The organism is Streptomyces bambusae, from assembly GCF_020532645.1.
Classification (GTDB): domain Bacteria; phylum Actinomycetota; class Actinomycetes; order Streptomycetales; family Streptomycetaceae; genus Streptomyces; species Streptomyces bambusae.
Genome location: NZ_JAJAUZ010000049.1, coordinates 45,335 through 56,205 on the forward strand (window position 1 = coordinate 45,335; position 10,871 = coordinate 56,205).

At 72.8% G+C, this 10,871-nt stretch carries 11 protein-coding genes; 10 read left to right on the forward strand and 1 reads right to left on the reverse strand.

The window, feature by feature from the left end:
* The first annotated feature begins 16 nt into the window (after positions 1-16).
* Positions 17-2,449, forward strand: a complete 2,433-nt coding sequence (locus LG634_RS27730) for a [protein-PII] uridylyltransferase (RefSeq protein ID WP_226737504.1) — start codon at positions 17-19, stop codon at positions 2,447-2,449.
* A gap of 103 nt (positions 2,450-2,552) precedes the next feature.
* Positions 2,553-4,118 carry a signal recognition particle protein gene (gene ffh, locus LG634_RS27735; protein ID WP_226737506.1) on the forward strand — a complete coding sequence of 522 codons (1,566 nt, stop codon included), beginning with the start codon at positions 2,553-2,555 and terminating at the stop codon, positions 4,116-4,118.
* A gap of 96 nt (positions 4,119-4,214) precedes the next feature.
* Here the strand turns inward: ffh and LG634_RS27740 are convergent, their stop codons facing one another.
* Entirely contained in the window at positions 4,215-4,913 is a 699-nt protein-coding gene (locus tag LG634_RS27740; RefSeq protein WP_226737508.1) for a methyltransferase type 11, read from the reverse strand.
* Between the two features lie 120 nt (positions 4,914-5,033).
* Here LG634_RS27740 and proS point away from each other — a divergent pair, with 120 nt between their 5' ends.
* The 8 genes from proS to lepB all read left to right on the forward strand — a co-directional run bounded on the left by proS (position 5,034) and on the right by lepB (position 10,867).
* Complete coding sequence (gene proS / locus LG634_RS27745) at positions 5,034-6,446, forward strand: proline--tRNA ligase (RefSeq protein WP_226737510.1); 1,413 nt, start codon at positions 5,034-5,036, stop codon at positions 6,444-6,446.
* 212 nt (positions 6,447-6,658) lie between these two features.
* Positions 6,659-7,258 carry a hypothetical protein gene (locus LG634_RS27750; RefSeq protein WP_226737512.1) on the forward strand — a complete coding sequence of 200 codons (600 nt, stop codon included), beginning with the start codon at positions 6,659-6,661 and terminating at the stop codon, positions 7,256-7,258.
* A gap of 159 nt (positions 7,259-7,417) precedes the next feature.
* Positions 7,418-7,855 carry a 30S ribosomal protein S16 gene (rpsP, locus tag LG634_RS27755; protein ID WP_226737514.1) on the forward strand — a complete coding sequence of 146 codons (438 nt, stop codon included), beginning with the start codon at positions 7,418-7,420 and terminating at the stop codon, positions 7,853-7,855.
* A gap of 2 nt (positions 7,856-7,857) precedes the next feature.
* Positions 7,858-8,097, forward strand: coding sequence for an RNA-binding protein (locus LG634_RS27760; RefSeq protein WP_007266827.1), 240 nt, complete (start codon positions 7,858-7,860; stop codon positions 8,095-8,097).
* A gap of 78 nt (positions 8,098-8,175) precedes the next feature.
* Positions 8,176-8,748, forward strand: coding sequence for a ribosome maturation factor RimM (gene rimM / locus LG634_RS27765; RefSeq protein WP_226737516.1), 573 nt, complete (start codon positions 8,176-8,178; stop codon positions 8,746-8,748).
* The gene (trmD, locus tag LG634_RS27770; RefSeq protein WP_226737518.1) at positions 8,748-9,569 is read left to right on the forward strand and encodes a tRNA (guanosine(37)-N1)-methyltransferase TrmD; all 822 of its coding nucleotides are present in this window, start codon (positions 8,748-8,750) and stop codon (positions 9,567-9,569) included. Before rimM ends, trmD begins: the two co-directional genes overlap by 1 nt.
* A 132-nt stretch (positions 9,570-9,701) precedes the next feature.
* Positions 9,702-10,052 (forward strand): 50S ribosomal protein L19, encoded by a 351-nt coding sequence (rplS, locus tag LG634_RS27775; protein WP_226737520.1) that lies wholly within the window; start codon positions 9,702-9,704, stop codon positions 10,050-10,052.
* A gap of 44 nt (positions 10,053-10,096) precedes the next feature.
* Positions 10,097-10,867, forward strand: a complete 771-nt coding sequence (gene lepB, locus LG634_RS27780; RefSeq protein ID WP_226737522.1) for a signal peptidase I — start codon at positions 10,097-10,099, stop codon at positions 10,865-10,867.
* The last annotated feature ends 4 nt before the right edge of the window (positions 10,868-10,871 follow it).

Below are 10,871 nucleotides of genomic sequence, written 5' to 3' on the forward strand. Positions count from 1 at the left end.
CGAAGGAGAGCCCCGGATGACGGGCGCCGACGACAGCACCGCACCCGCGGAACCGGAACCCGGTGGCCACGCGGCGGCCCGGCTGCGGCTCCTCCAGGAGGAGCCGCGGTCCGGGCCGCCGCGCCGTGCCGCCCTCGCCGGACTCACCGACACCTGGCTGACGGGGCTCTTCGCCGAAGCCGTCCGCGACACCGGGGTCCGCGGCGCCGCCCTCGTCGCCACCGGCGGCTACGGGCGCGCCGAACTCTCCCCCCGCAGCGACCTCGACCTGCTGCTCCTCCACGACGGCAAGGCGAGCCCCGCCGACCTCGCCGCCCTCGCCGACCGGATCTGGTACCCCGTCTGGGACACCGGCCTCTCCCTCGACCACTCCGTACGCACCCCCGCCCAGGCGCGCAAGACCGCCGCCGAGGACCTCAAGGTGCACCTCGGCCTCCTCGACGCCCGGCCGGTCGCCGGCGACCACGGCCTCGTCACCGGCCTGCGCACCGCCGTCCTCGCCGACTGGCGCAACCAGGCCGTCCGCCGGCTGCCCGAACTCCACGCCCTCTCCCGCGACCGCGCCGACCGCGCCGGCGAACTCCGCTTCCTCCTCGAACCCGACCTCAAGGAGGCCCGCGGCGGCCTGCGCGACCTCACCGCCCTGCGCGCCGTCGCCGCCTCCTGGGTCGCCGACGCCCCCCGCGAAGGCCTCGCCGACGCCCGGCGCCGGCTCCTCGACACCCGCGACGCCCTCCACCTCGCCACCGGCCGCCCCGGCGACCGGCTCTCCCTCCAGGACCAGGCCCAGGTGGCCGAGGGCCTCGGGCTGCCCGACGCCGACACCCTGCTCCGCCAGGTCTACGAAGCCGCCCGCGTCGTCGCGTACGCCGGCGACATCACCTGGCGCGAAGTCGGCCGGGTGCTGCGCGCCCGCTCCGCCCGCCCCCGGCTGCGCAGCCTGCTCGGCGGCCGCACCGCCCCCGCCGAACGCGCCCCGCTCGCCGAAGGCGTCGTCGAACAGGACGGCGAGGCAGTGCTCGCCCTCGCCGCCCGCCCCGACCGCGACCCCGTCCTCCCGCTGCGGCTCGCCGCCGCCGCGGCCCAGGCCGGCCTGCCCGTCTCCCCGCACGCCGTCCGCCGGCTCGCCGCCCAGACCCGCGACCTGCCCGTGCCCTGGCCCGCCGAGGCCCGCGAACAGCTCGTCACCCTCCTCGGCGCCGGCGAACCCACCGTCGCCGTCTGGGAAGCCCTCGAAGCGGAAGGGCTGATCAGCCGACTGCTGCCGGAATGGGAGCGGGTGCGCTGCCGCCCCCAGCGCAACCCCGTCCACACCTGGACCGTCGACCGGCACCTCGTCGAGACCGCCGTCCGTGCCGCCGCCCTCACCCGCCGGGTCGGCCGCCCCGACCTGCTGCTCGTCGCCGCCCTCCTCCACGACATCGGCAAGGGCCTGCCCGGCGATCACTCCGTCGCCGGCGAATCCCCGGCCCGCGCCCTCGCCGCCCGTACCGGCTTCGACGCCGAGGACACGGCCGTCATCGGCACCCTCGTCCGCCACCACCTGCTGCTCGTCGAAACCGCCACCCGGCGCGACCTCGACGACCCCGCCACCGTGCAGGCCGTCGCCGACGCCGTCGGCTCCACCGCCGTCCTGGAACTCCTGCACGCCCTCACCGAGGCCGACGCCCTCGCCACCGGACCCGCCGCCTGGAGCGCCTGGCGGGCCTCCCTCGTCGCCGACCTCGCCGCCCGCGCCGCCGCCCTGCTCGGCGGCGAACAGCCGCCCGCCCCCGGCCCCACCGCCCCCTCCGCCGACCAGGAACGGCTCGCCGTGGAAGCCCTCCGCACCGGCGAACCCGTCCTCGCGCTGCACGCCCGCACCGAAGCGGACGGCGCCGGCAGCGAGATCGGCGTCGAACTCGTCGTCGCGGTCCCCGACCAGCCCGGCGTGCTGCCCGCCGCGGCCGGCGTGCTCGCCCTGCACCGGCTCACCGTCCGCGCCGCCGACCTGCGCTCCGTCGAACTGCCCGACGCGCTGGGCGAGGTGCTCGTCCTGCGCTGGCGGGTGGCCGCCGAGTACGGCGCCCTGCCCGAGGCCCCCCGGCTCCGCGCCGACCTGGTGCGCGCGCTCGACGGCTCCCTCGACGTGACCGCCCGGCTCGCCGACCGGGAAGCCGCGTACCCGCGCCGCCGGGGCGTGGTCCCGCCGCCGCCCCGGGTCACCGTCGTCCCCGACGTGTCCTCCCTGGCCACCGTCCTCGAAGTGCGGGCCCCCGACGAGGTCGGCCTGCTGCACCGGATCGGGCGGGCCCTGGAGGGCGCCGGGGTACGGGTGCGCAGCGCCCACGTGTCCACCCTGGGCGCCAACGCCGTCGACTCCCTCTACGTCACCGACCCCGAAGGCAAGCCGCTCGGCCCCGCCGACGCCGCCGCACTCGCCGCCACGGTCCGGACGGCACTGTCCTGACCGGCGGCCCCGCCCGTTCTCCCCGGGCGGGGCCGTGCCCTTGCCGGAGCCGGATACTCTGGAGGGCGACCAGACGCCCCCGACCTGAGGAATCGCGACCATCGTGTTCGATACGCTTTCCGACCGCCTTGCCTCGACCTTCAAGAGCCTTCGCGGCAAAGGCCGCCTGAGCGAGGCCGACATCGACGCGGCGGCCCGGGACATCCGTATCGCCCTCCTCGAGGCGGACGTCGCCCTGCCCGTGGTCCGCTCGTTCATCAAGAACGTCAAGGAGCGCGCCCTCGGGGCCGAGGTCAGCAAGGCCCTCAACCCGTCGCAGCAGGTCCTCAAGATCGTCAACGAGGAGCTCGTCGGCATCCTCGGCGGCGAGACCCGCCGACTGCGGTTCGCGAAGACCGCACCGACCGTGATCATGCTCGCCGGTCTCCAGGGTGCCGGTAAGACCACCCTGGCCGGAAAGCTCGGCCTCTGGCTCAAGGGCCAGGGCCACACCCCGCTGCTCGTCGCCTGCGACCTCCAGCGCCCCAACGCCGTCAACCAGCTCAGCGTGGTCGCCGAGCGCGCCGGCGTGGCCGTGTACGCCCCGCAGCCCGGCAACGGCATCGGCGACCCGGTCCAGGTCGCCAAGGACTCCATCGAGTACGCCCGGACCAAGCAGCACGACATCGTCATCGTCGACACCGCCGGCCGCCTCGGCATCGACCAGGAGCTGATGCAGCAGGCCGCGGACATCCGCGACGCCGTCAGCCCCGACGAGGTCCTGTTCGTCGTCGACGCCATGATCGGTCAGGACGCGGTCAACACCGCCGAGGCCTTCCGCGACGGCGTCGGCTTCGACGGCGTGGTGCTCTCCAAGCTCGACGGCGACGCCCGTGGTGGTGCCGCGCTCTCCATCGCGCACGTCACCGGCAAGCAGATCATGTTCGCCTCGAACGGCGAGAAGCTCGACGAGTTCGACGCCTTCCACCCGGACCGCATGGCCGGCCGCATCCTCGACATGGGTGACATGCTCACCCTCATCGAGCAGGCCGAGAAGACCTTCTCGCAGGCCGAGGCCGAGAAGATGGCGGCCAAGCTCGCCAAGGGCCCCAAGGAGTTCACGCTCGACGACTTCCTGGCCCAGATGGAGCAGGTCCGCAAGATGGGCTCCATCTCCAAGCTGCTCGGCATGCTGCCCGGCATGGGCCAGATCAAGGACCAGATCAACAACATCGACGAGCGCGACGTCGACCGCACCGCCGCGATCATCAAGTCGATGACCCCGGCCGAGCGCCAGGACCCGACGATCATCAACGGCTCCCGCCGCGCCCGTATCGCCAAGGGTTCCGGTGTCGAGGTCAGCGCCGTCAAGAACCTCGTCGAGCGGTTCTTCGAGGCCCGCAAGATGATGTCCCGCATGGCCCAGGGCGGCGGGATGCCCGGCATGCCCGGCATCCCGGGCATGGGCGGCGGCCCCGGCCGCCAGAAGAAGCAGATCAAGCAGGCCAAGGGCAAGCGCAAGAGCGGCAACCCGATGAAGCGCAAGGCCGACGAGGCCGCGGCCGCCGCGCGCCGCGAGCAGGGTGCGGCCGCCCCGGCGCTGGACCCGGGCAACCCGTTCGGGCTGCCCGGCGGCGCCCAGGGCGAGGACTTCGAGCTGCCGGACGAGTTCAAGAAGTTCATGAAGTGAGTCCGTGAAGCAACCGGGCCGGGGCACCCCTACGGGTGCCCCGGACGCAGGGCCTCCGCCGTCGCGGGGGCCTTTTGCGTTGCCCGGAAGGCCCCGTTACGGCACTCGGGCGATCACGTACCGGAACACGTTCGGCAGCCACACCGTGCCGTCCGGCCGGGCGTACGGGTGCAGCGCCTCCGCCAGCTCCTTCTCCAGGTGCGCCGGATCGCCCTCGAACAGCCCGGGATCCGCGCCCGCGTACCGTCCGGCGGCCAGCAGCCCGCGCACCGCGCTCTCCATGTCCGCGTACCCGAACGGGCAGAACACCCGGCCCGAGCCGTCGAACCCGAGCCCGGCCGCCGTGACCAGGTCCTCCAGAGCGCCGCGCCGCGGCCGCCGCCACTCCGGGCCCAGCGCCGTCAGCGTCGCGCACCGCTCCGGCGGCCCCCAGCCGGCCAGCACCACCGCCCCGCCCCGCCGCACCAGCGGCAGCGCGGCCGCCAGGTCCGCGGGGCCGTCCGGCGAGAACAGCGTCAGCACGTCGTACCCCGCGCCGCCGGCGTCCGGCGGGGCCGCCGCCACGTCCAGCAGCCGTTCACGGGCCAGCTCCCGCCTGCCGGGGTCCGGCTCCACCCCGGCCACCCGGGCACCGCGGGCCGCGCCCAGCAGCAGGGCCAGCCCGGCCCCGCAGTCGAGCCCCAGCAGCCGGGTGCCCGGCCCGATGCCGAGCCGGTCGTGGACCGCCTCGTACAGCGGTACGAGCATCCGCTCCTGGATCTCCGCCCAGTCCCGGGCAGCGAGCGTCGTCGTCATGGAAATGCGCTCCCGTCCTCCTTGCCCCCGTTGTCAGAGAACTGCTCTTCGGGCCGCCCGTCCAGAGGACCGTCGTACCCGATTCACGCTCAGCGTGCCCGGCGCCGTACCATTCGCGCCATGGCAAAGGCTCCCGTTCTCACCCCCCAGGCGGACGACTTCCCCCGCTGGTACCAGGACCTGATCAACAAGGCCGAACTGGCCGACAACGGCCCAGTGCGCGGCACGATGGTCATCCGTCCGTACGGCTACGGCCTGTGGGAGCGGATGCAGCAGGAGATGGACGCCCGCATCAAGGACGCGGGTGCACAGAACGCGTACTTCCCGCTGTTCATCCCGCAGTCGTACCTGACGAAGGAAGCCGAGCACGTCGAGGGCTTCGCCCCCGAGCTCGCGGTCGTCACGCACGGCGGCGGGAAGGAGCTCGAAGAGCCGGTCGTCGTCCGGCCCACCTCCGAGACGATCATCAACGACTACTTCTCCAAGTGGGTGCAGAGCTACCGCGACCTGCCCCTGCTGATCAACCAGTGGGCCAACGTGGTCCGCTGGGAGATGCGCCCCCGCGTCTTCCTCCGTACGAGCGAGTTCCTCTGGCAGGAGGGGCACACCGCCCACGCCACGTACGAGGACGCGCGCGACTACGCCGCGCACATCCACCGGAACGTGTACGGCGACTTCATGACCAACGTGCTCGGCATCGACGTGGTGCTCGGCCGCAAGACCCCTAAGGAGCGCTTCGCCGGCGCCATCAACACCCTCACCCTCGAGGGCATGATGGGCGACGGCAAGGCCCTCCAGATGGGTACGAGCCACGAGCTCGGCACCAACTTCGCCAAGGCCTTCAACACCTCCTACCTCTCCAAGGAGGGGCAGCAGGAGCTGGTCTGGCAGACCTCGTGGGGCGTCTCGACCCGCATGGTCGGCGGTCTGATCATGTCCCACGGCGACGACAACGGCCTGCGCGTCCCGCCGCGGCTGGCGCACGTCCAGGTCGTCGTCATGGCGATCAAGGGCGACGAGGCCGTCGCCAAGGTCCGCGAGCTCGGCGCGCAGCTGAAGGCCGCGGGCATCCGCGTGCACGTGGACGACCGCGTCGACACCCCGTTCGGCCGCCGCGCGGTGGACTGGGAGCTCAAGGGCGTGCCGGTCCGCATCGAGATCGGCCCCCGCGACCTGGAGAACGGAACCGCGATGCTGGCCCGCCGGATCCCCGGCGGCAAGGAGCCGGTCCGGATCGACGCGCTGGCCGACCTGCTGCCCAAGGTCCTCGACGAGGACCAGGCGCAGCTGCTGCGCGAGTCCCGCGAGCGCCGCGAGTCCCGCACCACCGACGTCGCCACCATCGAGGAGGCCTCCGAGGCCGCCCTCGCCGGCGGCTGGGCGCGGATCCCGTGGGACGTCCTGGGCCCGGAGGGCGAGGCCAAGCTCGGCGAGCAGGCCGTGACCGTCCGCTGCCTGGTCGCCGAGGACGGCTCGGTCCCGACCGAGGACGCCGCCCCCGGCACCCTCGCGATCGTCGCGCGCTCCTACTGAGCCGCACGGGGCAGCCGTCACGGCGGTACACCGCCGTGACGGCCGTGGTCCCCCGGACCGGGTCCGGGGGACCACCCGTACGTACCGACTCCTCCGGAGATATGCGCACCCGCCCTCGTCGGGATGCATCAGTGTGAACTGACTGGTACGTGCAAAAAATTTGGAATGGCCCGGAATCGGAACACCTGGGCCCCCCGGCTCGTTGTCACGACGTGAGCACGACACCACCAGTACTCGCCGCAGAGCTGGCGCAGGCGTGGGCCGACATTCAGCGGTACCACCCCGAGCTGCCCGACCTTGCCGCGCCCGAGTCCTTGATCGGGGAGTCTTCGTCCGCCTGCGGGGCGGAACTCTCCTTCGAACGGCTGCTTCACGAGGCAGTCCACGGCATCGCCGCCGCCCGCGGGGTCCGCGACACCTCGCGCGCCGGCCGGTACCACAACCGCCGGTTCCTGGCGATCGCCGAGGAGATGGGCCTCGACCATGCCGAGGAGCCGCATGCGAGCAGCGGCTTCTCGCTGGTGACCCTGAACGCGGAAGCCCGCCGGCGCTACCGCCCCACCATTGAGCGGCTCCAGCGGGCCCTGCGCGCCCACACCGTCGCCACGGCCGCCGACACCAAGCGCTCCTTCCGCGGACCGGCCGCCCGGCACGGCTCCTCGGGCGGCGGCGTGCGGGTCAAGGCGGTCTGCGACTGCGGACGCAACGTGCGGGTGGTCCCGTCGGTGCTGGCGCAGGCGCCGATCGTGTGCGGGGGCTGCATGAAGCCCTTCCGCATCCCCGAGGTGGCGGTCGCAGCTGCCGCGTCCTGACCGGATGCGGGCATGTGGCACAATGGCTAGCTGTACTCGACAGTCGCACAGGACCCCTCTCTCCTCCGGCTGACGCGTCCATCGGGCACCCCGAGTACCGCAACCCCACGTGGCATCTTGTTGTGCCCACCCACGTCAAGTTCAGGAGACACCACTCCAGTGGCAGTCAAGATCAAGCTGAAGCGCCTCGGCAAGATTCGCCAGCCGCACTACCGCATCGTCGTCGCCGACGCCCGCACCCGTCGGGACGGTCGCGCGATCGAGGAGATCGGCATCTACCAGCCGACCTACAACCCCTCGCGCATCGAGGTCAACGGCGAGCGTGCCCAGTACTGGCTGTCCGTCGGCGCCCAGCCGACCGACGCCGTGCTCGCCATCCTGAAGCTCACCGGTGACTGGCAGGCCGCCAAGGGCCTGCCCGCCCCGGAGAAGCCGCTGCTCGCCCCGGCGACCAAGGAGCAGAAGCGCGCTTCCTTCGAGGAGTTCGCGAAGGCGCTGGAGGGTGGCGACGCCAAGGGCGAGGCCATCACCCAGAAGAAGAAGGCCGAGAAGAAGGCGGACGAGGCTGACGCCGCCGCCGAGTCGACCGAGGCCTGAGCATGCTCGAGGAGGCTCTTGAGCACCTCGTAAAGGGCATTGTGGACAACCCCGACGACGTGCAGGTCGCCTCGCGCAACCTGCGCCGCGGGCAGGTGCTGGAGGTCAGGGTCCACCCCGACGACCTCGGCAAGGTGATCGGCCGCAACGGCCGCACCGCACGTGCACTGCGTACCGTCGTGGGCGCCATCGGCGGCCGTGGCATCCGCGTCGACCTCGTCGACGTGGACCAGGTCCGCTGAGCAGTTGAATCACCGGCACGGGCCGGGGAGGGCTGAGGCCCGCCCCGGCCCGTCGTCGTATGGACAGGAGAAGGAAGAGTGCAGCTGGTAGTCGCGCGGATCGGCCGCGCCCACGGCATCAAGGGCGAGGTCACCGTCGAGGTGCGTACGGACGAGCCGGAGCTCCGGCTCAGCCCCGGCGCCGTCCTCCACACCGAACCCGCCTCGGCGGGACCGCTGACCATCGAGACCGGCCGGGTGCACAGCGGCCGGCTGCTGCTCCGCTTCGCGGGCGTCAAGGACCGCACCGGCGCCGAGGCCCTGCGCAACACCCTCCTGATCGCCGACGTGGACCCCGACGAGCTGCCGGAGGACGAGGACGAGTTCTACGACCACCAGCTCATGGACCTCGACGTGGTGCTCGCCGACGGCACCGAGATCGGCCGGATCACGGAGATCTCGCACCTGCCCTCGCAGGACCTGTTCATCGTGGAGCGCCCCGACGGCACCGAGGTGATGATCCCGTTCGTCGAGGAGATCGTGACCGAGATCGACCTGGAGAACCAGCGCGCCGTGATCAGCCCGCCGCCGGGCCTGATCGACGACCGTGCCGAGATCGCCTCCGCCCGGGACGCCGAAGCCGCGGCCGCCGACTCCGAGGACGCGTCCTGATGCGGCTGGACGTCGTCACGATCTTCCCTGAGTACCTCGAACCGCTGAACGTCTCCCTCGTCGGCAAGGCGCGCGCCCGCGGCCGGCTCGACGTGCACGTCCACGACCTGCGGGACTGGACGTACGACCGGCACAACACGGTCGACGACACCCCGTACGGCGGCGGCCCCGGCATGGTCATGAAGACCGAGCCGTGGGGCGACTGCCTGGACGACGCCCTGGCCGCCGGCTACGAGGCCGGCGCCCACGGGCCGGTCCTCGTCGTGCCCACGCCCAGCGGCCGGCCGTTCACCCAGGAACTGGCCGTCGAGCTGTCCGAGCGGCCGTGGCTGGTCTTCACGCCCGCCCGCTACGAGGGCATCGACCGCCGTGTCATCGACGAGTACGCCACCCGCATGCCCGTCTACGAGGTCTCCATCGGCGACTACGTGCTGGCCGGCGGCGAGGCGGCCGTCCTCGTCGTCACCGAGGCGGTGGCCCGGCTGCTGCCCGGCGTGCTCGGCAACGCCGAATCGCACCGCGACGACTCCTTCGCCCCCGGCGCGATGGCCAACCTGCTGGAGGGGCCCGTCTACACCAAGCCCCCGCAGTGGCGCGGCCGCGGTATCCCGGACGTGCTGCTCAGCGGCCACCACGGCAAGATCGCCCGGTGGCGCCGGGACGAGGCCTTCCGCCGCACGGCCGCGCACCGGCCCGACCTCATCGAGCGCTGCGAGGCCTCGGCGTTCGACAAGAAGGACCGCGAGATCCTGTCCATGATGGGCTGGTCGCCGGCCCCCGACGGCCGATTTTGGCGCAGGCCGCCGGCCGTGGAAGAATAGGCGGCTGCTGTACGCCCGCGTGCGCCCCTGCCACAGGGGGACCGTCGCCCGTCGGGTGGCACAGCTCCCGAACTCTCTACGAAAACCCGTACGGCGGCCTGTGGCGTCGTACGAAGAAAGCAGACGAAGAACATGTCTTCTCTCCTCGACGGTGTGAACGCCGCCTCCCTGCGCTCGGACGTCCCGTCCTTCCGCCCGGGTGACACGGTCAACGTGCACGTCCGCGTCATCGAGGGCAACCGCTCTCGTATCCAGCAGTTCAAGGGCGTCGTCATCCGCCGCCAGGGCTCCGGCGTCTCCGAGACCTTCACCGTCCGCAAGGTCTCGTTCTCCGTCGGCGTCGAGCGCACCTTCCCGGTGAACTCCCCGATCTTCGAGAAGATCGAGCTGGTCACCCGCGGTGACGTGCGCCGCGCGAAGCTGTACTACCTCCGTGAGCTCCGTGGCAAGGCCGCGAAGATCAAGGAGAAGCGCGACAACTGAGCTCGTCTGCGGGTCCCGGGGGTGGCCGGATAGGCTCCCTCCCGATGGACACCGAAGCACGACTCACGCAGCGCGGCCGTTCCTCCTCCGAACCGGGGGAGGAGCGGTCGCGCTTCGCGCGTTTCCGGGCCGTGGCGGGCGGGGCGCTGTCGTGGCGGCGGGCCGGGCTGCTCGGCGCCGCCTGCACGGCCTTCCTGCTGCTGTTCTCGCACTACGTCGTGCAGCCGTTCCTGATCCCCAGCCGGTCGATGGAGCCCACCCTGCGGGTCGGCGACCGGGTGCTCGTGAACAAGCTGGCGTACCGTTTCGGTGACGAGCCGCGCCGCGGTGACGTGGTGGTCTTCGACGGGACCGGGTCCTTCGTCCGCGAGGCGGCCGGCGGCGACCCCGTCGGCGGGCTGCTGCGCGGGGCGGCCGCCGCCCTGGGCCTTGCCGAGCCCGCCGAGACGGACTTCGTCAAGCGGGTGGTCGGGGTCGGCGGGGACGACGTCGTGTGCTGCGACGCGCGGGGCCGGCTGAGCGTGAACGGGGTGCCCGTGGACGAGGAGTACCTCAAGCCCGGGGACGCCGCCTCCAGGGTGCCCTTCCGGATCGTCGTGCCGCTGGGCACGCTGTGGGTGATGGGCGACCACCGGTCGCAGTCGCGTGACTCCCGGGACCACCTCGGGGACCCGGGAGGCGGGATGGTGCCGGTGGACAAGGTGATCGGACGGGCCGACTGGCTGGGCTGGCCGGCGACCCGCTGGGGGACGGTCCCGGGCACGGCCGCGTTCGAGCAGGCCGGGGCGGCCAGACCCGGTGGCGGCCATGGGTAGCCGC

What these genes read in the sequence shown, in the direction of transcription:
- LG634_RS27740 (WP_226737508.1), bottom strand. Translation starts at nt 4,913, where the DNA reads ATGACGACGACGCTCGCTGCCCGGGACTGGGCGGAGATCCAGGAGCGG.
- LG634_RS27760 (WP_007266827.1), top strand. Translation starts at nt 7,858, where the DNA reads ATGCTCGAGGAGGCTCTTGAGCACCTCGTAAAGGGCATTGTGGACAAC.
- LG634_RS27730 (WP_226737504.1), top strand. Translation starts at nt 17, where the DNA reads ATGACGGGCGCCGACGACAGCACCGCACCCGCGGAACCGGAACCCGGT.
- rplS (WP_226737520.1), top strand. Translation starts at nt 9,702, where the DNA reads ATGTCTTCTCTCCTCGACGGTGTGAACGCCGCCTCCCTGCGCTCGGAC.
- trmD (WP_226737518.1), top strand. Translation starts at nt 8,748, where the DNA reads ATGCGGCTGGACGTCGTCACGATCTTCCCTGAGTACCTCGAACCGCTG.
- proS (WP_226737510.1), top strand. Translation starts at nt 5,034, where the DNA reads ATGGCAAAGGCTCCCGTTCTCACCCCCCAGGCGGACGACTTCCCCCGC.
- lepB (WP_226737522.1), top strand. Translation starts at nt 10,097, where the DNA reads ATGGACACCGAAGCACGACTCACGCAGCGCGGCCGTTCCTCCTCCGAA.